Below are 22455 nucleotides of genomic sequence, written 5' to 3'. Positions count from 1 at the left end.
GCCCGCAACCAGTGCGGGCTTCGTCCTACAAGCTCAGGGAACCGTCCTCAGAACGCCGTGACCCCGCCGTCCACCGCCAAGGAATGGCCAGTGGTGAACGCCGCGCCATCGCTGCACAAATAGAGCACGGCGCTGGCGATTTCCTCGACCTTGCCGATACGCCCCACCGGGTGCATGGCATTGGCGAACTCGCCTTTTTTCGGGTCCGCCTCATAGGCGCGACGGAACATGTCAGTGTCGATCACCGCCGGACAGACCGCATTCACGCGAATCTTTTTCTTGGCGTATTCGATGGCGGCCGATTTGGTCAGGCCAATCACGGCGTGCTTGGAAGCGGCATAGATGCTCATCTTCGGCGCAGCGCCCAGGCCGGCCACCGAGGCCGTGTTGACGATAGCACCGCCGCCCTGCGCCAGCAGCAAGGGCAACTGGTACTTCATGCACAACCAGACGCCCTTCACATTGACGCCCATGATCGCGTCGAACTCGTCGAGCGTACCGTCGGCCAACTTGCCCTTCTCGATCTCGATCCCGGCGTTGTTGAAGGCATAGTCAAGGCGTCCGTAAGTCTTGATCACCTCGTCCATCAGCTGCTGCACATCGCTTTCCAACGTCACGTTGCAGCGCACGAACACCGCTTCGCCGCCCGCATCACGAATCGACTGCACCGTGCCCTCGCCGCCCGCTACGTCCAGGTCGGCCACAACCACTTTCAGGCCCTCTGCCGCGAACGCCTGGGCCGTGGCGCGACCAATGCCTGCGGCGGCGCCGGTTACCACGGCGACCTGTCCGGAAAACGTCATGCTCATTGTCAATTCCTCGAAGAATGCGGGGTCGCGCCAGTGTAGCCACAGCCTCCCGTGGCACGGCAGCACTATCCAGATGCCGGTTGAACGTTCATGGGCGCCAGTGATAACGGCCCTGGAGGCACTATCACTGGGTTGGATCGAAGTGCATTCGCTGAGGCTGCGAACCTTGCGGCAAATGCTTCGAAGGTCTATCAACAAGTCTTCATTCATCTTGAGTGCCAACCATGACTGCCCAGACCAATCGCCAGTTCCTGCTCGCCAAACGCCCGGTAGGCGCCGCGACCCGCGAGACTTTTACCTATCAGCAAGTACCGGTGGGCGAGCCGGCAGCCGGCCAGATCCTGGTGAAGAACGAATATCTGTCCCTGGACCCGGCCATGCGCGGCTGGATGAACGAGGGCAAGTCCTATATCCCGCCGGTCGGTCTCGGTGAAGTGATGCGAGCGCTGGGTGTCGGCCAGGTGATCGCCTCGAACAACCCCGGGTTCGCGGTCGGGGACTACGTCAACGGTGCCCTGGGCGTGCAGGATTATTTCCTCGGCGAGCCAAGGGGTTTCTACAAAGTCGATCCGAAACTGGCACCGCTACCCCGTTATTTGTCCGCCCTGGGCATGACCGGCATGACCGCCTATTTCGCCCTGCTGGACGTCGGCGCGCCCAAGGCCGGCGAGACCGTGGTGCTGTCGGGCGCCGCCGGTGCGGTGGGGAGCATCGCCGGGCAGATCGCCAAGCTCAAAGGCTGTCGTGTGGTGGGCATCGCCGGCGGCGCCGACAAATGCAAATTCCTGGTCGATGAATTGGGCTTCGACGGGGCTATCGACTACAAGAACGAAGACGTCCACGCCGGTCTCAAGCGCGAATGCCCCAAAGGCGTGGATGTGTATTTCGACAACGTCGGGGGCGACATCCTCGATGCCGTGCTCAGCCGCCTGAACCTCAAGGCCCGCGTGGTGATTTGCGGCGCCATCAGCCAGTACAACAACAAGGAAGCGGTGAAGGGCCCCGCCAACTACCTGTCCCTACTGGTCAACCGGGCACGCATGGAGGGCTTCGTGGTCATGGACTACGCCTCCCAGTTCGCCGCCGCCGGACAGGAAATGGCCGGCTGGATGGCCAAGGGGCAGCTCAAGAGCAAGGAAGACATCGTCGAAGGGTTGGAGACCTTCCCCGAGACGCTGACCAAGTTGTTCAGTGGGGAGAACTTCGGGAAACTCGTACTCAAGGTCTGATACACATCAACTGGGGGAGCTGGCTCTCAAGTCTACACAAAACAACTGTGGGAGCGAGCTTGCTCGCGATGGCGCCGCGTCAGTCAACATTGATATTGACCGATGCACCGCTATCGCGAGCAAGCTCGCTCCCACAGGTTCACTCCCACATCAAGGGGTTCTCAGTGTTTGATCAGGCCAGTTCGGCCACGACCGCCGCCAGCGCCTTGGCCGGATCGGCGGCCTGGCTGATCGGGCGACCGATCACCAGGTAATCGGACCCCGCATCCAGCGCCTGGCGCGGGGTCAGGATGCGACGCTGGTCGTCCTGGGCGCTGCCCGCCGGACGAATCCCCGGGGTCACCAGTTGCAACGACGGGTGGGCCGCTTTCAGGGCGCTGGCCTCCAGGGCCGAGCAGACCAGACCGTCCAGGCCGGCCTTCTGCGCCAGCGCCGCCAACCGCAGCACCTGCTCCTGGGGCTCGATGTCCAGACCGATCCCGGCCAGGTCCTCGCGCTCCATGCTGGTCAGCACGGTCACGCCGATCAGCAACGGTTTCGGGCCGCTGCGCTGATCCAGCACTTCACGGCAGGCCGCCATCATGCGCAGGCCACCGGAGCAATGCACGTTGACCATCCACACGCCCATCTCCGCAGCTGCCTTGACCGCCATGGCGGTGGTATTGGGAATGTCGTGGAATTTCAGGTCCAGGAACACTTCGAAACCCTTGTCACGCAGGGTCCCGACAATTTCCGAAGCGCAACTGGTGAACAGTTCCTTGCCGACTTTGACCCGGCAAAGCTTGGGGTCCAACTGGTCGGCCAGCTTCAGGGCGGCGTCACGGGCGGGGAAATCCAGGGCGACGATAATGGGCGTCTGGCAGGCGGACATGAGCGGGCTCTCAGGCAAGTCGAAATCGGCGCGCATTGTAGCGGAACGAGCGCCCGTGCGGGACCCGATGATCGGTAAATCTCATCGCCCCCCGACATGGCACTGCGCTATGCCGCAACCCCGTGGCGAGGGAGCTTGCTCCCGCTGGGCTGCGCAGCGGCCCTAAAGCCAGATAACGCGGTGTGTCAGGTAGATCAAGGTGATTGGTTTGGGGTCGCTTCGCAACCCAGCGGGAGCAAGCTCCCTCGCCACTGGTGCTCGGACCACAAATGCTCGGCATTCAAACTATCGAGCCTGGCTTTTGCTCCAGTCCGTCAACAGGCTGTACGCCACCGCCAACAGGGTCGGGCCTATGAACAGGCCGATGAACCCGAAGGCGATCAATCCGCCGAACACCCCCAGCAACACGATGACCAGGGGCAGGTTTCCGCCTCGGCTGATCAGGTAGGGTTTGAGCACGTTGTCCACACCACTGATGATGAACGTGCCCCAGATGCCGAGGAACACCGCCATTCCGTATTCACCCTTCCATGCCAGCCACGCCGTGGCGGGGATCCAGACCAGGGGAGGCCCCATGGGGATCAGGCTCAGCAGGAACGTGACGATCCCCAGCACCAGCGCCCCCGGCACCCCGGCGATCAGGAAACCGATCAGCGCCAGCACGGCCTGGGCCGCCGCGGTGCCGATCACGCCGTTGACCACCCGTTGCACCGTACCGGCCACCAGCTCGATGTAGTAACCGGCACGGTCGCCGATCAGACGCTCCAGCAACCCGTGGACGAACACCGCCAGGCGCGGGCCGTCGCGATAGAAAAAGAACACGAATACGATGCTCAGGGTCAGTTCGAGGATGCCACCGCCGATCTGCGCACTGCGCGCCAACAGCCAGTTGCCCACCTGCCCCAGGTACGGTTTGATGGACACCATCATGGCCGCGCCCTGCTGATCGATGCTGTTCCAGATGCCGACCAGTCGCCCGCCCACCAGCGGCACGCCGGCCAGCCAGACGGGCGCTTCCGGCAAGCCGTCGACCTGCACGTCCCTGATGAACGCCGTGGCATCGCGCACATGGTCGGCCAGGTTGAACCCCAGCCACACCAGCGGCACCGCCACCAACAGCATCCAGCCCACCGTCAGCAACGCCGCCGCCAGGGATTCGCGGCCATTGACCCAACGGGTCAGCAGGCGCATCAACGGCCAACTGGCGAACGCCAGCACCGCACCCCAGAACAGCGCCGACCAGAACGGCGCCATGACCCAGAGGCTTGCGCCGAACAACACCAGGAGCAGGATCTGCACCAACAGCCGATCGTTATTGAGCATGTAGGGTCTCGAAAAAATGAACAGGACCGGGGCAACGGTGTGAACCCGCTGCCCCGAAACAGCTTAGCGCAGCAATTCCAGGTGCAATCCCGCCGCCTCGCCGCTGGCGGCCTCCATGCGCGCCGCCCGGACACCCTGGCCCGCCAGCGCCTCAAGCCAGTCCTCGGCCCGGGGACCGGCGATACTGACCCGCAGGCCCGTGTCCAGGTTCAGCGCCCGGGACAACAGGCGCAACCAGGTGTCGTCCGGCTCACCGGCAAGACGCGGCAAGTCCAGGACACCGGTGTCCTTGAGTTGGCGCAGCAGGGTGGCCGAGGTCGGCAGCAAGTCCCCCAGCGCAGCATTCGCCTCGAACTGCTCGACATGCAGGTAGGCCTTGCGATTGCCGCGGGTGATGGCATACAGCGCAATCAGAGTGTTGTCCGCGGGCGGCGCCAGGCGCAGCAGCAGGAAGGCCTGGCCGTTGTCGGCGCCATAGAGCTTGGCATTGCCGAAGACGTCGTTGGCCCACAGGCTGCTTTCGCCGCAATCGCGGGCCTGGCACCAGAACAACAGCTCGGCACCCTGTTTCTGCAACGCTTCGCGAGCCGCGGTGAAGGCCTGGGTGGCGGAATGTTCCGGCGGCAGTTCATAGGTAACCGACGTGACATTCCCACGGGCATCGACCTGGCCGTCAAAGCGCAACTGGCCACTGATCTTGCGGATCGAGCCCATGGGGTAGACACGTTCCAGGTCGCTGGTCTGCCGGTAATCGACAATCTGGGCATCGGGCATGCGCGGCACGCGATCCAGGTCGCGACTGCCCGGCACATCGACGGCGAACGACGCCGGGCTGAGGCAGGCCAGCGCCAGCAGGACGAGTGAGTGAGCGGATAATTTCATCGGATCGGCTTTGCCTGGGACGCTTGAACGCAACGGGCGTCGTCGATGTGCCGCGAGGCTGGCAAACAGAGGTCTGTCATGGTTGTCTCCCTTTCAACCCGCCCAGCCTCGACAGTTGCCCGGCGCAAGTCAAGGAGCGGTGAAGAACCGATTGAAACAGTCTGCTACAAGCGCGGCACCGACCTCGTCGTTCAGGTGCAAATGATGGCCGCCCGGCAACTGCTCATGACTGAAGGGTAGACGCTCCAGCAATTCCGGGTGCTGGGCAAGCATGCCTTCGGCCGCCACCACCAGATGCGCCGGACAACCGACCCGGGCGACGAACGCCATGGCCTGGTCCTCGGTCAGGCGCAGGGGCGATGGCAGGGTCAGGCGGTTGTCGGTGCGCCAGGTGTAGCCCCCCGGCACCGGCATCAGGCCACGCTGGGCCAGCAACTCGGCAGCCTCACGGCTGACCGCCACCAGCCCCTTCATGCGCACTTCGATGGCCCGCTCGAGGGTCTTGTAGACCGGCTTGCGTTTTTGCTGCAAATCCAACTGGGCTTGCAGGGCCATGCCCATGCGTTCGGCCGCGTTATCACCTTTGGCTGTAGGAGGAATCACCCCGTCGATCAACCCCAGGTGCGTCACCCGTTCCGGCAGAGAGCCGGCCAGTACCAGCGACACAATGGCGCCCATGGAATGCCCCAACAGGGCGAAGCGCTTCAAGCCCAGTTGCTCGGCCACTTGCAGCACATCATGGGCGTAGTCCCACAAGGCATAGCCGGCGCCCGGCGGCCGATGTTCGGAATGACCGTGACCGGCCATGTCCAGGGCAATCACCCGCAGCCCCTCAAGCTTGGGCGCCAAGCGGGCGAAGCTGTTGGCGTTGTCCAACCAACCGTGCAGGGCAATCACCGGCAAACCGTCTTCCGGGCCGAACAAGTGCGCCGCCAGTTCGATGTGAGGCAGGCTCAGGCGGACCTCCTCGACCACACTCATGCGCTGCGCCCTTCCCAACGCTGGAACAGATTCTTGAGCAGGTTGGCTGTGTCCTGTGGACGTTCGAGGGGAAACATATGGCCGCCGGGCATGCTCAGGGATTCGCCATGGAGCATGCGCCCGACCGAACGGGTGTGATGCCGCATCACCACGCGACTCTGCCGGCCGCGCACCACGGCCAGCGGCACCTTGAGCTTACGAGGCCGACCTGGGCTGGTGTGCGGCACGCCGCGGTAGATGCTGATTTCCGTGGCCGGGTCGAAGCGCAGCCGCAGTCGGTCGCCGACTTGCTGCAGGCCGTGTTGCAGGTAGGCGTCGAAACAATCCGGATCAAAGCTGCGGAACAGTGTCTTGCCGGCAAAATACTGCCGGGCGGATTCCAGGTCAGCGAACTCCTCACGCCGTCCCAGGGTCCGGCCGGCCGGGGTCAGGCGATCGATGAACCCCAGGCGCTTGGCAGCCAGGATCACCCACTGGTCGGTACGGGTCAGCACCGGCGAATCGAGCATGACCACGCCGCGATATAACTGAGGGCAGCGCAACGCCGCGTGCAGATGCAACACACCACCCAGGGAGTGACCAACGCCCCACACCGGCGCCGGTTGCTGTTCCAGGTGATGGATCAGTTCGTCCACCAGGTTGTGCCAGTTATCGTCCACCGGAAAACGCGGGTCATGGCCGTGCAGTTCCAGGTGCGCGACCTGGTACTGCGGCGCCAATGCGGCGAACAGCTTGCCGTAGGTGGCCGAGGGAAAACCATTGGCGTGGGCGAAAAAAATCTGTTGCGACATGACAGCCGATCCATTGGGGGAACTGCGGCAGATTGTCCGCAGAACCCGACGGCGCGGCAATGACCGTAACTGACAGGAATGATGACAGTCGGGCTTGGGCTATGGGGCTATCAAGCTGTAAGCACTGCCCCATGTGGCGAGGAGACTTGTGGGAGCAAGGCTTGCCCGCGACACAGGCGACTCGATTTCTGAAAGACCGCATCGCCGCCATCGCGGGCAAGCCTTGCTCCCACAGAGAATCCCCTCGCCACAGGGGGCGGATTAACCTCGTTTCAACGCGCCGGCGGCTGCTCGCCCAACGGCACCACCGCCATGGTCAGGCGCGACACGCAGTTGACCTTGCCCTCGTCATTGACCAGGCGGATGTCCCAGACCTGGGTGGTACGGCCCAGGTGAACCATCCGGGCCGTGGCGGTCACCCGCCCGCTGCGCACGCCGCGCAGGTGGTTGGCGTTGATTTCCAGGCCCACGCAATAGAATTTGGTGGGGTCCACACAGAGGTAGGCAGCCATGGACCCGACCGTTTCGGCCAGCACCACCGAAGCACCGCCGTGCAACAGGCCGAACGGCTGGTGGGTGCGCTGATCGACCACCATGCTGGCGGTCAGGGATTCGTCGTCGAAGGACTCGAACCGGATGTCCAGCACTTCGCTGATGGTGTTTTTACCGGCGGCGTTCAGTTTCTCGATGTCGGGGGTGGTGCGCCACAGACTCATCGTTGCCCTTCCTGTGTGATTGTCGTTTTGCCCAAAGTGCTGCAACCGTTCTATTCAGGGGTGCCTGATGCCCTTGAGCGTCATCGCCCCGGCCAGCGGCATATCGCCTTCCAGCTCGGCCAGGCCAGCCGTCTGCACTTGCTCGGGTTGTTGCAGATGGCCGTGCTGCAGTAAGCCCAGCAAGCTGCCCACCAACGGGTTATGGCTGACCAGCAGCACATCGTCCTGGTCCTCCAGATGCCTTAGCACCTCCGTCGGCCGGGTCTCCGGCGTGAGCCAATCGACGGTGATCAGTTCAGGTTCGAAACCCAGTGCTTCGCGCACCAGTTGCGCGGTCTGCTGGGCACGCACATAAGGGCTGGCATAGATGGCCCGCAATGGCTCGCCCATCAACCGGCCGGCGCTGAGCAACACCTCCTCGCGGCCATGCGCCGTCAAGACCCGTTCCGGATCGGGGCGGACACCATGGGGCTCGGCCTCACCGTGCCGCAATATCCACAGTTTCATAGCTTCGGCTCCTCGTCACGGACGGGGTGCGGGGCCGGTGCCACGGCGTGTGGCGCTTCACCTTCCGGCGTGCGCGGGGTCGGCCAGTCGGCGAACGGCCACGGCTTCTGGTCGCTGTGGAAGGTGCCGAAGCGGCCGATCTGGGCCAGGAACTGGCTCAGGCTATCGCCGAAGTTCATCAGGCTTGCACTAGGCGCGCCGTAGATCAGTCGATAGATCAATTGCACCAGCACCACGGCGCCGAGGATGAATTGCGCCACCTGCCAGACCAGCAGATAGACCACCATCCACAGCACACGCAGCAGGATGGATTCGTATTGGGGTTGCCCTTGCGGATCGTTCATGGCTCGCTCCTGCTTGCGGTCAATAGCGGTTCAATTGAAACCGCTGGTGGAAATGAAATCGACGTCGGTCTTCGGTTCGCCACGCATCAACAGCTCGATCACCTGTTCCAGCGTGCGCCCTTCGAACAGAATCGCGTGCAGCCCGGCGACCAGCGGCATGTACACCCCCGCCTCCTGGGATTTGGCCTTGAGCACCTTGAGGGTGTTGACCCCTTCGGCCACTTCACCCAGGCGCGACACGGCCTCGTCAAGGCTCAAGCCCTGGCCGAGGGCAAAGCCGACCTGGTAGTTGCGGCTCTTGGGCGAGGAACAGGTGACGATCAGGTCGCCCACCCCGGCCAATCCCAGGAAGGTCATCGGATTGGCGCCCTGGCTGACGGCGAAGCGGGTCATTTCCGCCAGCGCGCGGGTGATCAGCATGCTCTTGGTGTTCTCGCCCATGCCCAGCGCCACCGCCATGCCGGCGATGATGGCATAGACGTTTTTCAGCGCCCCGCCCAGCTCCACCCCGAAACGGTCGGCGCTGGCGTAGACCCGAAAGGTGCGGCCATGGAGTGCGGCCTGGACCCGTTGGCAGAGCTCCTCATCCTCACTGGCGACCACCGTGGCGGTCAGCGCGTGCTCGGCGATTTCCCGCGCCAGGTTCGGACCGGAAATCACACCGATCCGCGCCTTGGGGGCGATTTCTTCGAGAATCTCGCTCATCAGCTTGAAGGTCTGGGCTTCGATGCCCTTCGTCAAGCTCACCAACAGCTTGCCGCTCAAGCGTTCGGCATGGGGCGCCAATACCGAACGCAAGGCACTGGACGGCAAGGCGACGAAGAACAGGTCGCTGCCCTCCAGGGTGGCCTGCAAATCAGTCACCGGCACCACTTCCGGGCGAATCTTGATGCCCTTGAGGTAACGCGGGTTCTCGCGATTGACCCGGATGGCCTCGGCCTGTTCCGGGTCACGCATCCACTGGCGCACCGGGTGACCATTCTCGGCCAGCAGGTTAGCCACGGCGGTACCGAAACTCCCACCCCCCAGGACCGCAATCGGGCGCTGTTCAGTCATATGCAATCCGTTCATCCATACCAAGTGGCAATGCGGGGCATTATACGGAGCGGCCGGATGGCGACCAGCCCCGGCAACAATTACCGCCAGCTGTAGGAAGCTGACCACCAATTCCTAGGAAAATGCTGTCAACGTGAATGGAAAAGTCGTTCAGCTCAGTTAACATGCCCGTCACCCACCCATTCTCATAGGCTGTGCCGTGTCCGTTGGCCCTTCCCGTTCAGGTTCGTCCCTGCTTTTGGCACTGATCATCAGCCCGCCAGTGCTGGCCGACGACTTGTTCGTGGACAGCCAGCCCCTGCCCCAGGTGCTGACGGCCACGCGCCTCAAGCAATCGCCGGCGGCGGTGCCGGGCAGCATGACCGTGCTCGACAGCGAGCTGATCAAGGCCAGCGGCGCCCGGGACATCAGCGAGCTGCTGCGCCTGGTACCGGGCATGATGGTCGGCAACATCACCGGCAACCAGGCCGCCGTGAACTACCATGGCACCAACGCCAGCGAAGCGCGCCGCATGCAAGTGCTGATCGACGGCCGCTCGGTGTACCGCGCCGGCCTGGCCACGGTGGACTGGAGCGATATTCCGGTGGCCATGGAAGACATCGAGCGGATCGAAGTCTTTCGCGGCCCCAACACCGTCAGTTATGGCGCCAACGCGCTGATGGCAGTGGTCAACATCATCACCCGCGCCCCGGCCGACAGCCACGGCACCCGGCTGAAAATCACCCGGGGCCAGCGTGGCATCAGCGACTGGTACGCCAGTCAGGGCAGCGGCTGGGAAGGCGGCGACCTGCGGCTGTCGCTGTCAGGCCAAGAAGATGATGGTTTTGACAGCGACCGCAACGGCGCCGACTACCGCGACAGCCGCCGCCTGAACCGCTTCAACCTGTCCGTCAGCCAGACCCTGGACGAACGGCAGAGCATCGACTGGCAATTGAACGCCAAGGATGGGACCAACCAGCGGCCTTATACCTACCGCCCCGTGTTCGCCGGGATTACCGCCGCCGGGGATAACTCCGACGTCATCGCCAAGGACTACGCCGGCTCACTGCGCTGGAACCTGGACCTGGACCCCGACCACAGCCTTTATGTACAAGGCTCGATCCAGCACTGGGATCGCCAGCAGACCTGGCGCGCCTGTGACGCCGAGGTGTCCTTCAGCCCACAACTGACCGACCTGTGGCAGCTCAACCCCAACTATGCCGAGAAGCTGGCGCGCAATATCCCCAGCTACATCAACAACGGCGCGCCAACCGGCACGCCACAGGAACAGGCGCTGGCCAATCAGGTGCTCGACCAGTGGCGCAACGGTGCCTCGCAAACCCTATGCGGCGATATCGACCAGAGCGCCCGGGAATCGCGCTACGACCTGGAGATCCAGGACACCCTGAGCCTGTCCGACAGCCTGCGACTGGTCACCGGCGCCAACTATCGCTACGACCGGGCCGACTCGGAGACGTACTTCAACGGCACCCTGGACGACACCACCTGGCGCCTGTTCGGCCAGCTCGAATGGCGGGCCACCGAGCATTGGCTGTTGCAGGGTGGCGCGATGTTCGAAGACACCCGTTTGACCGGCAGTTCGCTGACTCCGCGGGTCGCGGTCAACTACCTGATCACCCCGCGCCACGGCCTGCGGGCGGTGTACTCCGAAGCCGTGCGCTCGCCGGACATGTTCGAGAACAACGTCAACTGGAGCTATCAGGTCACCAACCTGCAACCCGCCGCCTTCGGCCAGAACAGTGCCCGTTACTTCGTCCGGACCCGCGGCCCGGGCAATCTGGAGCAAGAACACATGCGCTCCCGGGAACTGGGCTACAACGGTTACTTCGTGGACTTGGGCCTGGCCGTCGACGTGAAGCTGTTCCATGACGAAATCACCGGCATGATCAGCGAGCCGCTGCGCAACAATCAGTACATTGCCAGCAACGCCAATGAATCACAGTTCTCCGGGGTCGAGACCCAGCTCGACTGGCGCATGACCAGCACCGATCGCTTGCGCCTGACCTACGCCTATGTCGACGCCCAAGCCAGCAACCCTCACGATGAACAACTGACCGCCCGCAACAGCGGTTCGGCCGGTTGGCTACGGGATTGGGGCCAGGGCTGGAACAGCGCACTGTTCTATTACGCCGCCGACGACCTCAACGGCTATCGCTTCGAACGGGTGGACACCCGCGTCGCCCGGCGCATTCCCCTGGGCAAGGCCAGCCTGGAGCTGGCGGGCGTCCTGCAGCAGCGCCTGGACAACCAACCCATGACCTTCGTCGACAACCGCTACGACGCCCGCCATGTCGTGTACTTCAGCGCGGAGTTGTCGTTCTAGATGTCCCGGCACTCACCCTGCAAGACGCCATTTCATGGCCGCCTGAGGCTGACCCTGTGCCTGGTGTTTGCCGGGTGGCTGGCAACCTTCCAAGCCCGGGCCGCCGAAATTCTGTTGACCGGCGCCGAGGACAGCCCCGGCGTGCAGTCTTTCACCCAGGCCCTGAAAACCCTGCGCCCCGAAGACAGCGTGCGGTTTACGTCGCTGGCCAACCTGCCGACGCCGGATAAGTTGCCGGACAATGTCCGCCTGGTCCTGCTTGACCTGCCCAGCCTGGAGTGGCGCCTGCAGGATGCCCAGGGGCCGGCCACCCTGGTCCTGCGCATCAGCCGCCAGCAAGCCCGCGACCGCCTGGGCGACGCTACGCCCGCGCACCTGAGCCTGCTGTGGAGTGACCCACCGATGGCGCGGCAATTGCGGCTGATCCGCACCATCCTGCCGCAAGTGCGACGGGTCGGCGTGCTATACGACACCCACAGTGAATTCCTGCTCAAGGACATCCGACAGGCCGCGGCACCGCTGGGCCTGGTGATCGTCAGCGAACGCTGGGACGACACCAGCGACAGCCGTCCCCTGCAAAACCTGCTGGGCCAGAGCGACGTGCTGCTGGGCCTCGATGACCCTGACTTGTACAACCCCAAGACCGTGAAGAACCTGTTGCTCAGCAGCTACGCCCGGCAACGCGCCCTGATCGGGCCGAGCGCCGCATTCGTCAAGGCCGGCAGCCTGGCCAGCACCTACAGCGACCAACACGACTGGCTGGCGATTCTCGACGACCTGCTCGACCGCCCCGCCACGACCTGGCCGCGCACGTTGTATCCGGACCGTTTCAAGGTCCTGGGCAACCGGCAGGTCTCCCGCTCGCTGGGAATCGAACCGATTGACGCCGAATCCGTCGCGGCAACGCTGGCCGAAGGAGAACACCGCCCATGACCTTGCGTCGCCGTTGGGACATCAACACCCGTACCCAGCTCATCGCCCTCGGCCCGGCGTTGCTGCTGACCTTGCTGCTGATCAGCTTCTTTACCTTCGTGCGGATCCAGGACTTGCGCCAGGAGCTCAATCACACCGGTCAACTGATCGCCAACCAACTGGCCCCCGCCACGGAGTACGGGGTGATTTCCGGCAACAACGAAGTGCTGGAAAGCCTGCTCACCGCGACCCTGGCCACCCCGCACGTGCGTTTCCTGGAGGTGCAGGACAGCACCGACAAGGTCCTGGTGTACGTCGAACAACCCGAGCAGGTCCACAGCCGTGCCCAGCAGATCGAAGTCTTCCAGGCCCCGGTGCGCCTGCAACGCATTGCCCTGAACAATGATTTCCTGCAAGGCAACAGCACCGCCGTCGAAGCGTCCGGCGAAGACTACCTGGGCCGCGTGATCGTCGGCATGTCCAGTGACGCCTTCAGCCAGCGGCAACAGGAGATCCTGTTCAAGGCCGCGATCCTCGCGCTGTTCGCCCTGCTGTTTACCTTCCTGGTGGCGCGCCGGCTGGCGACCAACCTGTCCCGGCCGATCCGCGACATCGGCAACGCGGTCAAGGCCATCCAGCAAGGCGACTACAGTACCCCGCTGCCGATCGTCGATGACGCCGAACTGGGCGCCTTGTCCCGGCACATCAACAACCTGGCCGACGGCCTGGAGCAAGCCAGCCGCGAACAGCACCAGGCCATGGCGCAGTTGATCAAGACCCGCGAAGAAGCGGAAAAAGCCAACAGCGCCAAGTCCGAGTTCCTGGCGATGATGAGCCATGAACTGCGCACGCCCATGAACGGCGTACTGGGTATGCTGCAGTTGTTGGAAACCACCCGCATGACCGACGAGCAGCACGAGTACACGGCACTGGCCTCGGAATCCACCGAACACCTGCTGAAGGTGATCAACGACATCCTCGATTTCTCGCGCATCGAACGCTCGGCCCTGGAACTGGAGCACATCCCGTTCAACCTGGCCGAACTGGTGGGCAGTTGCGCGCAGTCGTTCCAGCACAGCGCCGCGCAACGCAAGCTCGGCCTGGACCTGCTGGTCCCGGACGACATGCAGGCCTTGCAGGTGCAGGGCGATCCGACGCGGATACGGCAGATCCTGGTGAACCTGATCGGCAACGCGCTGAAATTCACCGAGCAAGGCCGCGTCACCGTGCAATGCCAGTGGCAGGCCCTGGATCACGAACTGCTGTGGTTCACCTGCACGGTGCGCGACAGTGGCATCGGTATCCCCGCCGAGAGCCTGGAGCGCATGTTCGACGCCTTCCAGCAGGCCGACAATTCGATTTCCCGGCGCTACGGCGGCACCGGCCTGGGCCTGCCGATCGCCCGCACCCTGGCTGAACGCATGGGCGGGACACTGCGGGCCCAGAGCGAAGAAGGCCAAGGCTCGGTGTTCACCCTCGAGATCCCGCTGGCCCTGTCGCGCCAGACGCCACCGACCCTGGCGCCGCGCCTGCCCACCGGCAATGGCAATGGCAATGGCAATGGCGAAGGTCGCAACGTGTTGCTGGTGGAAGACAATCCGGTCAACCAGACGGTGATCGAAGCCATGCTGCGCAGCCTGGGCTTCACCGTCAGCGTCGCCACCGATGGCGCCCAGGCCGTACGCAGCGCCGAAAGCCTGATTTTCGAAGCGATCCTCATGGATTGCCGATTGCCCATCATCGATGGCTACGAAGCCACGCGGCAGATCCGCCAATTGCCAGGCTGCGACGAGGTGCCGATCATCGCCCTGACGGCCAACGCCTTGCAGGGCGACCGCGAAGCCTGCCTCGCGGCAGGCATGAACGATTACCTGGCCAAGCCGTTCAAAAGGAACGACCTGCAGCAGATTCTGCAGCGCTGGGTGAATTAGAACAGGACGCCGGACCATCTGTGACTGGCGTGAAAGGCGAAAGTGCGGCAGTCTTAGGCACCCGAACAAGCCTCGATTGGGGCTTGAATAAAAATTTCAGTGCACAGGTGTACATTCATTTCCCGTGTGCTGTGACTTTCACTACAACGCAATAGTCTATGAGTAGGCTGTCGATTCGAGGCATGAACGCTTCGATCGGCCGGGAAGATTTGCCCCACCCTGCCGCATGGGACTATTGAGGAGCTCGCATGACCAAACAAAACGCCTTTACCCGGGAAGATCTGCTGCGCTGCAGTCGCGGTGAGCTGTTCGGCCCAGGTAACGCGCAACTGCCCGCCCCGAACATGCTGATGGTGGATCGCATCACCCATATCAGCGAAGAGGGTGGCAAGTACGGCAAAGGTGAATTGGTCGCCGAGCTGGATATCACTCCGGACCTGTGGTTCTTCGCCTGCCACTTCGAAGGTGACCCGGTGATGCCGGGCTGCCTGGGCCTGGACGCCATGTGGCAACTGGTCGGTTTCTTCCTCGGCTGGCAAGGCCTGCCGGGTCGCGGTCGCGCCCTGGGTTCGGGCGAAGTGAAGTTCTTTGGTCAGGTCCTCCCGACCGCCAAGAAAATCACCTATAACATTCATATCAAACGCGTCCTCAAGGGCAAGCTGAACATGGCCATTGCCGATGGTTCGGTAGCCGTGGATGGTCGCGAGATCTACACCGCCGAAGGCCTCCGGGTCGGCGTTTTCACCTCCACTGACAACTTCTAAGGGTTATCCGCATGCGCCGCGTCGTTATCACTGGTCTGGGCATCGTTTCGTGCCTGGGCAATGACAAAGAGACCGTCTCCGCTAACCTGCGTGCAAGTCGCCCTGGCATCCGGTTCAACCCGGAATATGCCGAAATGGGTCTGCGTAGCCAGGTTTCCGGCTCCATTGACCTTCCCCTCGAAGAGCTGATCGATCGCAAGATCTACCGTTTCGTCGGCCATGCGGCGGCCTACGCCTACCTGGCCATGAAGGACGCCATCACTGACTCCGGCCTGACCGAAGAGCAAGTGTCCAACCCGCGCACCGGCCTGATCGCCGGCTCGGGCGGCGCCTCCACCTTGAATCAGATGGAAGCGCTGGACATCCTGCGCGAAAAAGGCGTCAAGCGCGTTGGCCCATACCGCGTCACGCGGACCATGAGCAGCACCGTTTCCGCCTGCCTGGCCACGCCGTTCAAGATCAAGGGCCTGAACTACTCCATCGCTTCCGCTTGCGCCACCAGTGCCCATTGCATCGGTACCGCCATGGAACAGATCCAGATGGGCAAGCAGGACATCGTGTTCGCCGGTGGCGGTGAAGAAGAACATTGGAGCCAGTCGTTCCTGTTCGACGCCATGGGCGCCCTGTCCAGCAAGCGCAACGACACCCCGGAAAAAGCTTCCCGTGCCTACGATGCCGACCGTGACGGCTTCGTCATCGCCGGCGGCGGCGGCATGGTCGTGGTCGAGGAGCTGGAACACGCCTTGGCCCGTGGTGCGAAGATCTACGCGGAAATCGTCGGCTACGGCGCCACTTCCGACGGCTACGACATGGTCGCACCAAGCGGTGAAGGCGCCGTACGTTGCATGCAGATGGCCATGTCCACCGTCGACGCACCGATCGACTACCTGAACACCCACGGCACCTCGACCCCGGTCGGCGACGTCGCGGAAATGAAGGGTGTGCGCGAAGTGTTCGGCGACAAGGCCCCGGCCATCAGCTCCACCAAGAGCCTGTCGGGTCACTCCCTGGGCGCCGCCGGCGTTCACGAAGCGATCTACTGCATGCTGATGATGGAAGGCAACTTCATGGCCGGTTCGGCCAACATCGACGAACTGGATCCGGAAGTGGCCGACCTGCCCATCCTGACCAAGACTCGCGAAGACGCCACCATCAATACCGTGATGAGCAACAGCTTCGGCTTCGGTGGCACCAACGCCACCTTGGTATTGAAGCGCTGGCAGGGCAAGTAAGCCCCGCCGCTAACGCCACACACAAAAACGCCCCGACTGGTTCGGGGCGTTTTTTTTGCCTGGCAAATATACCTGAGTTCATTGTGGGAGCGGGCTTGCTCGCGAATGCGGTGTGTCAGACGGCACATTTGCTAGCTGACACACCGCATTCGCGAGCAAGCCCGCTCCCACATGAGGTTTACAGTAGGTGGAATTCAGCGCACGACAAACCGCTGCTGCGTCAGCAACCGATCACCCTGGAACACCATGAACCGCCACTCCCCCGGCACCACTTCGTGGCTTTCGGTGAATTCGTAGGCCATGACATCCTGAGGCGCGCCGGGCACCAGTTTCTGGATGACCTCGAACTTGTCGTGGCGCACGCCATCGGGGGTGCGGATACCAGGGGTGAAGTACAACAGGGTCAACGGCTGGTCGTCTGCGACCTTGCCGGCCAACTGATAGCGCATGCCGAACTTGGTGCCCAGCTTCGCCGGCACGCTCTCGGTCTGGCGAATCTGCTCGTTGCTGCGCCGCAGGACCCGCTCTCCCGATTGCAGCTCCGCTTGCGGCCCTTCGAAGACGCCATATTCCACCGGGCCTTCGACGCGGACTTCGGCCTGTGCCAGGCCGCAGGTCAACAACAGCGCGACCAGTGCGCTTGAACGGGTGAGGTGCATAGTGCGCTCCTTGATTGAGATGAGCGCGAGGGTATGACGCGGGCGTGACAGGCTGATGACAAAGCGATGTTGGTCTGTGGGAGCAAAGCTTGCTCGCGATGCCGGCACTTCAGACTTCAAGACCGCATGACCTTCATCGCGGGCAAGCCTTGCTCCCACACAACACCGAAAGGAAGTTATCCCGCGCCACTTTCCTCGCCACGTCTTCTGGCAAGGCATCGAGGAACGGATCGAAACTGCGCAGTTCCTTGCCCAACTGATTGAAACGCCCGACGACATCCGACCCCACCATGAAACGCTCAGGAAAGCGTTCCACCAGCTTTACCCACTCGTCCCGGGGCTTGCCCGCCTTGTCCAGCAAGTACGGCGTGAGCACGCTCCAGGACAGGTCTATGTACAGATTGGGGTAGGCCTCGAGCATGCGGCTCAGGGTCGGCAGCAGAAAATCCAAACGGGTCTGGTGGCGATGGATTTCCATACTGGTGCCGGCATGAGCCCAGATGAAGCGCGTGTGCGGGTGATTGCGCAGCGGCTCCTCGATTTCAGCCAGGTACAGCGGATTTCTCTCACGCTTGGAGGTGATGTTGGAATGCAGCATCACCGGCAGGTCGTTCTCGGCCGCCAAGTGATAGATCCGGGTCATGGCTTCGTTGTTGGCCCGCGGGGTATCGCCCGAGGTCAGCGCTGTCAGGTCGTCATGGCGGGTGAAGACCTCGCCGATGCCTTGCCACAAGCCCGGGTAGAGATCGAGCATGCGCTGGATGTGGGCGGCGGAGTTCTTGTCGTTGGGATTGAAGCCCGACAGGAACGGATGAAAGTGCTGGCGTTGCTCCTCGGTCAGCTTGCTCACTGCCGCCGCAACAATCACATCGGTGGCGCTGTACCAGTAGGCATCCGCGTCGTCACCGGCGTAATAACGTGGACGCTTGGGCTCGTCCTCATGCCATTTCTTGGCCACCGGCACACCGGAAATCATCACATGTTCGATGCGATTGTCCGCCATCGCCTGGAGCAGCTTGGGCATGCCGGCGGTTTCCTGAAAGAAATCGACGTAATGCAGGTGCGCATCGCTGTAGGCATATTCGCGGGCCACGGCGCTGCTACTCGAAACAACCAGCAGCCAGGCGAAGATCAAACGGGTCAAAGGCACGGGCAGTCTCCAGAAGCTATAAGCAACATAGACCCCCGCCGTCCCGCTCGGGTTCAAGGCGCATCTGCCGCCTCTGCCGGCGGCGGGTTATGCTTCGTGCGACCGTTGTTCAACCTGGAAGACAACATGACCACTCCCCTGACCGTTCGCCCCCGCGCCGAAGACGTAGAAGGCCAGCCGATTCTTCGCCCGCTGCCGTCCGCCAAATGCCGCAGCGTCGGGCCTTTCGTGTTTTTCGATCACATGCTGCAAACCACCTATCCGGCCGGCAAAGGCATGAACATCCGCCAACACCCGCATATCGGCCTGTCCACCCTCACCTATCTGTTCGAAGGCAAACTCCAACACAAGGACAGCCTGGGTTCCGATCAGGTAGTGGACGCCGGGGAGGTCAGTTGGATGACCGCCGGCAGCGCCATCGCCCACGTCGAGCGCACTCCAGAATCATTGCTGGGCAACGCTTTCGTCATGCACGGGTTGCAAGTCTGGCTGGCCTCGCCCAAGTCCCACGAACAAGGCCCGGGGCACTACAGTCATCACCCGGCACACAGCCTGCCGGTCAGCGAGAACCTGGGGGTCAGCATCCGCATGATCGCCGGGTCAGGCTTTTGCCTGGAATCGCCAGTGCCGGTGCTCTCGCCTACGCTGTATGCCGAACTGCATCTGCAGACCGCGACGACGTTGCTGATTCCCACTGAGCATGAAGAACGGGCCCTGTACGTGCTGAGCGGCGAGGCACTATTGGATGGCGAGCCGGTAGAAGCCCATTCCCTGGTGATATTGCCGACAGGGCAAGAGATGACGCTGTGTGCCGACAGTGACTGCCACGCCGTGCTGTTCGGCGGTGCGCCGCTGGATGGACCGCGACGGATCAACTGGAATTTCGTCGCCAGCGACCCGGCCCGGATCGATGAAGCCCGCCGGCGCTGGGCGGCAGGGGACTGGCCGACCGTGCCAGGAGAAAGCGAGCGGATCGAGTTGCCCTAGATTCAGGGTTGTCTGTCAGGGCAGTCATCGCGAGCAAGCTCGCTCCCACACTGGATCGATGTCATTCACAAATGCTGTGAACACCTCGGTCAAATGTGGGAGCGAGCTTGCTCGCGATGGCTGTGTATCAAACAACAGAGATCCAGCCCCTATCTCAGTCCTTGAACACCTCACCCAACAAGTTATGCATCGACCGGAACGCCCGACCGGCGACCTTGGCGTCGTACATCATCTTGCCCGGCACATTGGCCTGCGGATCGGTAAACGAGTGCACCGCACCGCCATAGCTCAGCAGTTGCCAATCCACCCCGGCGGCGTTCATTTCATCCTCGAAGGCCGGTAGCTGCTCTTTCGGCACCAGCGGGTCGGAGGCACCGTGCATCACCAACACCGCGCCCTTGATGTTCTGCGCATCGGCCGGGTTCGGTGTATCCAGGGTGCCATGGAATGAGATCGCAGCCTTCAGCGGTGCGCCGGTACGGGCCAATTCCAGGGCGCAGCAGCCACCGAAGCAGAAACCGAACGTGGCGAGGTTCGACGCATCGACCTTTGCTTCGCCCTGGCTCTGCAGTTGTTCGAACGCGGCCTGCATGCGCTTGCGCAACAAGGCCCGATCGTTCTTGAGAGGCATCATCGCCGCCCCCGCTTCATCGGCGTTGCTCGGGCGCACCGCCTGCCCATACAGGTCAGCAATCAACACCACATAACCGTTGGCCGCCACCGACTTGGCGATCTCCTCGGCACCCGCCCCTACGCCCATCCAGTTCGGCGCCATCAACAAACCCGGGCGCGGGCCCTGTTGGTTGATGTCGTAGGCCAGGCGGCCTTCATAACTTTGACCATCGATCTGATAGACCAGCGAACGAACCGTAACCTGACTCATGACGGACTCCTCTTGGTAAATGCCTGAAATGCAACCGTGGGAGCGAGCTTGCTCGCGATTCGGTCCAACCCTCAACGATGAGTTGACTGATCGACCGTCATCGCGAGCAAGCTCGCTCCCACAAGGGACTTTCCTGCGTCAGATTAAGCTGACAGTTCAACCAACAGCTTGTTCAGGCGACGCACATACGCCGCCGGATCCTTCAAGCTGTCGCCGGCCGCCAGGGCCGCCTGGTCGAACAGGATGTGCGACAGATCGCCGAAACGCTCTTCGCTCTGCTCGTTGTCGAGTTTTTCCACCAGCGGGTGGGCCGGGTTGAATTCGAAGATCGGCTTGGAGTCCGGGACTTTCTGGCCGCTGGCTTCGAGGATCTGGCGCATCTGCAGACCCAGGTCCTGCTCACCGATAGCCAGGATCGCCGGGGAGTCGGTCAGGCGGTGCGAGACACGCACTTCACTGACGGCGTCGCCCAGGGCTGTCTTGATCCGCTCGACCAAGCCTTCCTTGCTCTTGGCGACCTCTTCGGCGGCTTTCTTGTCTTCTTCCGAATCCAGGTTGCCGAGATCCAGGTCGCCACGGGCCACATCGACAAAGCTCTTGCCATCGAACTCGTTGAGGTAGCTCATCAGCCACTCGTCGATGCGATCGGTCAGCAGCAGCACTTCGATGCCTTTCTTGCGGAAGACTTCCAGGTGCGGGCTGTTCTTGACCTGTGCATAAGTTTCACCGGTCAGGTAGTAGATCTTGTCCTGGCCTTCCTTGGCGCGGGCCAGGTAATCGGCCAGGCCAACGATCTGCTCGCCATCGTCACCCTGGGTCGACGCAAAGCGCAGCAGGCCGGCGATTTTCTCTTTGTTGGCGAAGTCCTCGGCCGGGCCTTCTTTCATCACCTGGCCGAAGTTCTTCCAGAAGCTCTTGTACTGTTCGGGCTCGTTCTTCGCCAGTTTTTCCAGCATGTCCAATACACGCTTGGTCAGCGCCGACTTCATGGAGTCGATGATCGGATCTTTCTGCAGGATTTCCCGCGAAACGTTCAGCGACAAATCGTTGGAATCCACTACACCCTTGATAAAGCGCAGGTACAGCGGCAGGAACGATTCGGCCTGGTCCATCACGAACACACGCTGCACGTACAGCTTCAGGCCACGTGGCGCTTCGCGCTGGTACAGGTCGAACGGCGCACGGGCCGGCACGTACAACAGCGAGTTGTATTCCAGCTTGCCTTCGACCTTGTTATGGCTCCAGCTCAGCGGGTTCTCGTAGTCGTGGGCGATGTGCTTGTAGAACTCCTGGTATTCCTCGTCTTTCACTTCGGTGCGCGGACGGGTCCACAGGGCACTGGCGCGGTTGACGGTTTCCCATTCCACTTCAGGCTTCTCTTCGCCTTCAGCAGCGGTGACTTCCTTCGGCAGCTCGATGGGCAGCGCGATATGGTCGGAGTACTTCTTGATGATGTTGCGCAGACGCCAGCCATCGGCGAACTCGTCTTCGCCGGACTTGAGGTGCAGCACGATGCGGGTACCGCGATCAGCCTTGTCGACGGTGGCGACTTCGAATTCGCCCTCGCCCTTGGACGACCAGTGCACGCCTTCGCTCGCAGCGAGGCCGGCACGGCGGCTGAACACTTCGACCTGGTCGGCCACGATGAACGCCGAATAGAAACCGACGCCGAACTGACCGATCAGGTGGGAATCTTTCTTCTGATCGCCCGACAGATTCTTCATGAAGTCGGCTGTGCCAGACTTGGCGATGGTGCCCAGGTGCGTGATCACCTCTTCGCGGCTCATGCCGATGCCGTTGTCTTCGAGGGTGACGGTTTTCGCGTCTTTGTCGAAGCTCACACGGATTTTCAGCTCAGCGCCGCCTTCCAGCAGTTCAGGCTTGGAAAGGGCTTCGAAACGTAATTTGTCGACAGCGTCAGAGGCGTTCGAAATCAGCTCGCGAAGGAAAATTTCCTTATTCGAATACAGCGAGTGAATCATCAGGTGCAGCAGTTGCTTCACCTCGGTCTGGAAGCCCAGGGTTTCCTTTTGAGTTTCCACGCTCATGGTCATCAAACTCCAAGTGGATGGTGGTGTCCGCCTCGCTGAGATTGGCGGCGGGAT

General features: G+C 62.5%; 21 protein-coding genes. 7 read left to right on the top strand and 14 right to left on the bottom strand.

What is annotated here, in order from left to right:
• Positions 1–47: 47 nt before the first annotated feature.
• Positions 48–809 carry an SDR family oxidoreductase gene (locus tag AB4N80_RS13695; RefSeq protein WP_122565934.1) on the bottom strand — a complete coding sequence of 254 codons (762 nt, stop codon included), beginning with the start codon at positions 807–809 and terminating at the stop codon, positions 48–50.
• Positions 810–1033: 224 nt separating this feature from the next.
• Between AB4N80_RS13695 and AB4N80_RS13690 the strand changes: the two genes are divergently transcribed.
• Positions 1034–2038: an NADP-dependent oxidoreductase gene (locus tag AB4N80_RS13690; protein WP_122565935.1), complete on the top strand. Its 1005-nt coding sequence runs from the start codon at positions 1034–1036 to the stop codon at positions 2036–2038.
• 172 nt (positions 2039–2210) lie between these two features.
• On the opposite strand, the gene pyrF is transcribed toward AB4N80_RS13690, so the two are convergent.
• The 9 genes from pyrF to AB4N80_RS13645 all read right to left on the bottom strand — a co-directional run bounded on the left by pyrF (position 2211) and on the right by AB4N80_RS13645 (position 9509).
• Positions 2211–2909, bottom strand: a complete 699-nt coding sequence (gene pyrF / locus AB4N80_RS13685; RefSeq protein WP_163006712.1) for an orotidine-5'-phosphate decarboxylase — start codon at positions 2907–2909, stop codon at positions 2211–2213.
• Positions 2910–3194: 285 nt separating this feature from the next.
• Positions 3195–4232: an AI-2E family transporter gene (locus tag AB4N80_RS13680; RefSeq protein ID WP_122565937.1), complete on the bottom strand. Its 1038-nt coding sequence runs from the start codon at positions 4230–4232 to the stop codon at positions 3195–3197.
• Between the two features lie 63 nt (positions 4233–4295).
• Positions 4296–5114 (bottom strand): DUF4892 domain-containing protein, encoded by an 819-nt coding sequence (locus AB4N80_RS13675; RefSeq protein ID WP_122565938.1) that lies wholly within the window; start codon positions 5112–5114, stop codon positions 4296–4298.
• Positions 5115–5243: 129 nt separating this feature from the next.
• Positions 5244–6095, bottom strand: a complete 852-nt coding sequence (locus AB4N80_RS13670) for an alpha/beta hydrolase (protein ID WP_460082468.1) — start codon at positions 6093–6095, stop codon at positions 5244–5246.
• Positions 6092–6886 carry an alpha/beta fold hydrolase gene (locus tag AB4N80_RS13665; protein ID WP_122565940.1) on the bottom strand — a complete coding sequence of 265 codons (795 nt, stop codon included), beginning with the start codon at positions 6884–6886 and terminating at the stop codon, positions 6092–6094. The genes AB4N80_RS13670 and AB4N80_RS13665 overlap by 4 nt, the downstream gene beginning before the upstream one ends.
• Before the next feature lie 272 nt (positions 6887–7158).
• Positions 7159–7602, bottom strand: a complete 444-nt coding sequence (locus tag AB4N80_RS13660; protein ID WP_122565941.1) for a hotdog fold thioesterase — start codon at positions 7600–7602, stop codon at positions 7159–7161.
• 54 nt (positions 7603–7656) lie between these two features.
• The gene (sixA, locus tag AB4N80_RS13655) at positions 7657–8109 is read right to left on the bottom strand and encodes a phosphohistidine phosphatase SixA (RefSeq protein WP_460082463.1); all 453 of its coding nucleotides are present in this window, start codon (positions 8107–8109) and stop codon (positions 7657–7659) included.
• The gene (locus AB4N80_RS13650) at positions 8106–8453 is read right to left on the bottom strand and encodes a DUF4389 domain-containing protein (protein ID WP_053123936.1); all 348 of its coding nucleotides are present in this window, start codon (positions 8451–8453) and stop codon (positions 8106–8108) included. The genes sixA and AB4N80_RS13650 overlap by 4 nt, the downstream gene beginning before the upstream one ends.
• A gap of 30 nt (positions 8454–8483) precedes the next feature.
• Positions 8484–9509 (bottom strand): NAD(P)H-dependent glycerol-3-phosphate dehydrogenase, encoded by a 1026-nt coding sequence (locus tag AB4N80_RS13645; RefSeq protein WP_122565943.1) that lies wholly within the window; start codon positions 9507–9509, stop codon positions 8484–8486.
• 199 nt (positions 9510–9708) lie between these two features.
• On the opposite strand from AB4N80_RS13645, the gene AB4N80_RS13640 reads away from it, so the two are divergent.
• The 5 genes from AB4N80_RS13640 (at position 9709) to fabB (ending at position 16671) form a co-directional block, all read left to right on the top strand.
• A complete protein-coding gene (locus AB4N80_RS13640) occupies positions 9709–11832 on the top strand; it encodes a TonB-dependent receptor plug domain-containing protein (RefSeq protein ID WP_460082459.1) in 2124 nt (707 codons plus the stop codon).
• The gene (locus tag AB4N80_RS13635; protein ID WP_122565945.1) at positions 11833–12765 is read left to right on the top strand and encodes an ABC transporter substrate-binding protein; all 933 of its coding nucleotides are present in this window, start codon (positions 11833–11835) and stop codon (positions 12763–12765) included.
• Positions 12762–14675, top strand: coding sequence for an ATP-binding protein (locus tag AB4N80_RS13630; protein WP_305467917.1), 1914 nt, complete (start codon positions 12762–12764; stop codon positions 14673–14675). Before AB4N80_RS13635 ends, AB4N80_RS13630 begins: the two co-directional genes overlap by 4 nt.
• Positions 14676–14923: 248 nt before the next feature.
• Positions 14924–15439 carry a 3-hydroxyacyl-[acyl-carrier-protein] dehydratase FabA gene (gene fabA / locus AB4N80_RS13625; RefSeq protein WP_003204400.1) on the top strand — a complete coding sequence of 172 codons (516 nt, stop codon included), beginning with the start codon at positions 14924–14926 and terminating at the stop codon, positions 15437–15439.
• Positions 15440–15450: 11 nt separating this feature from the next.
• Complete coding sequence (gene fabB / locus AB4N80_RS13620; RefSeq protein ID WP_122565947.1) at positions 15451–16671, top strand: beta-ketoacyl-ACP synthase I; 1221 nt, start codon at positions 15451–15453, stop codon at positions 16669–16671.
• Positions 16672–16865: 194 nt separating this feature from the next.
• On the opposite strand, the gene AB4N80_RS13615 is transcribed toward fabB, so the two are convergent.
• On the bottom strand, positions 16866–17330 hold the full coding sequence (locus AB4N80_RS13615) for a DUF3859 domain-containing protein (RefSeq protein WP_018610122.1): 465 nt from the start codon (positions 17328–17330) through the stop codon (positions 16866–16868).
• A gap of 133 nt (positions 17331–17463) precedes the next feature.
• Positions 17464–18480: an amidohydrolase family protein gene (locus tag AB4N80_RS13610; RefSeq protein ID WP_122565948.1), complete on the bottom strand. Its 1017-nt coding sequence runs from the start codon at positions 18478–18480 to the stop codon at positions 17464–17466.
• 126 nt (positions 18481–18606) lie between these two features.
• On the opposite strand from AB4N80_RS13610, the gene AB4N80_RS13605 reads away from it, so the two are divergent.
• Positions 18607–19467, top strand: coding sequence for a pirin family protein (locus AB4N80_RS13605; RefSeq protein WP_122565949.1), 861 nt, complete (start codon positions 18607–18609; stop codon positions 19465–19467).
• A 154-nt stretch (positions 19468–19621) separates the two neighbouring features.
• Here the strand turns inward: AB4N80_RS13605 and AB4N80_RS13600 are convergent, their stop codons facing one another.
• Positions 19622–20350, bottom strand: a complete 729-nt coding sequence (locus AB4N80_RS13600; protein WP_122565950.1) for a dienelactone hydrolase family protein — start codon at positions 20348–20350, stop codon at positions 19622–19624.
• A 143-nt stretch (positions 20351–20493) separates the two neighbouring features.
• The gene (gene htpG / locus AB4N80_RS13595) at positions 20494–22398 is read right to left on the bottom strand and encodes a molecular chaperone HtpG (protein WP_060743152.1); all 1905 of its coding nucleotides are present in this window, start codon (positions 22396–22398) and stop codon (positions 20494–20496) included.
• Positions 22399–22455 lie beyond the last annotated feature (57 nt).

The sequence above is a fragment of the Pseudomonas sp. H3_A02 genome, from assembly GCF_054671965.1.
This window is presented reverse-complemented; position numbering and strand designations above follow the sequence as displayed.

Excerpts from the sequence above, each read along its gene's own strand:
- AB4N80_RS13695 (WP_122565934.1), bottom strand. The coding sequence starts at position 809 with ATGAGCATGACGTTTTCCGGACAGGTCGCCGTGGTAACCGGCGCCGCC.
- AB4N80_RS13690 (WP_122565935.1), top strand. The coding sequence starts at position 1,034 with ATGACTGCCCAGACCAATCGCCAGTTCCTGCTCGCCAAACGCCCGGTA.
- pyrF (WP_163006712.1), bottom strand. The coding sequence starts at position 2,909 with ATGTCCGCCTGCCAGACGCCCATTATCGTCGCCCTGGATTTCCCCGCC.
- AB4N80_RS13680 (WP_122565937.1), bottom strand. The coding sequence starts at position 4,232 with ATGCTCAATAACGATCGGCTGTTGGTGCAGATCCTGCTCCTGGTGTTG.
- AB4N80_RS13675 (WP_122565938.1), bottom strand. The coding sequence starts at position 5,114 with ATGAAATTATCCGCTCACTCACTCGTCCTGCTGGCGCTGGCCTGCCTC.
- AB4N80_RS13670 (WP_460082468.1), bottom strand. The coding sequence starts at position 6,095 with ATGAGTGTGGTCGAGGAGGTCCGCCTGAGCCTGCCTCACATCGAACTG.
- AB4N80_RS13665 (WP_122565940.1), bottom strand. The coding sequence starts at position 6,886 with ATGTCGCAACAGATTTTTTTCGCCCACGCCAATGGTTTTCCCTCGGCC.
- AB4N80_RS13660 (WP_122565941.1), bottom strand. The coding sequence starts at position 7,602 with ATGAGTCTGTGGCGCACCACCCCCGACATCGAGAAACTGAACGCCGCC.
- sixA (WP_460082463.1), bottom strand. The coding sequence starts at position 8,109 with ATGAAACTGTGGATATTGCGGCACGGTGAGGCCGAGCCCCATGGTGTC.
- AB4N80_RS13650 (WP_053123936.1), bottom strand. The coding sequence starts at position 8,453 with ATGAACGATCCGCAAGGGCAACCCCAATACGAATCCATCCTGCTGCGT.
- AB4N80_RS13645 (WP_122565943.1), bottom strand. The coding sequence starts at position 9,509 with ATGACTGAACAGCGCCCGATTGCGGTCCTGGGGGGTGGGAGTTTCGGT.
- AB4N80_RS13635 (WP_122565945.1), top strand. The coding sequence starts at position 11,833 with ATGTCCCGGCACTCACCCTGCAAGACGCCATTTCATGGCCGCCTGAGG.
- AB4N80_RS13630 (WP_305467917.1), top strand. The coding sequence starts at position 12,762 with ATGACCTTGCGTCGCCGTTGGGACATCAACACCCGTACCCAGCTCATC.
- fabA (WP_003204400.1), top strand. The coding sequence starts at position 14,924 with ATGACCAAACAAAACGCCTTTACCCGGGAAGATCTGCTGCGCTGCAGT.
- fabB (WP_122565947.1), top strand. The coding sequence starts at position 15,451 with ATGCGCCGCGTCGTTATCACTGGTCTGGGCATCGTTTCGTGCCTGGGC.
- AB4N80_RS13615 (WP_018610122.1), bottom strand. The coding sequence starts at position 17,330 with ATGCACCTCACCCGTTCAAGCGCACTGGTCGCGCTGTTGTTGACCTGC.
- AB4N80_RS13605 (WP_122565949.1), top strand. The coding sequence starts at position 18,607 with ATGACCACTCCCCTGACCGTTCGCCCCCGCGCCGAAGACGTAGAAGGC.
- AB4N80_RS13600 (WP_122565950.1), bottom strand. The coding sequence starts at position 20,350 with ATGAGTCAGGTTACGGTTCGTTCGCTGGTCTATCAGATCGATGGTCAA.
- htpG (WP_060743152.1), bottom strand. The coding sequence starts at position 22,398 with ATGAGCGTGGAAACTCAAAAGGAAACCCTGGGCTTCCAGACCGAGGTG.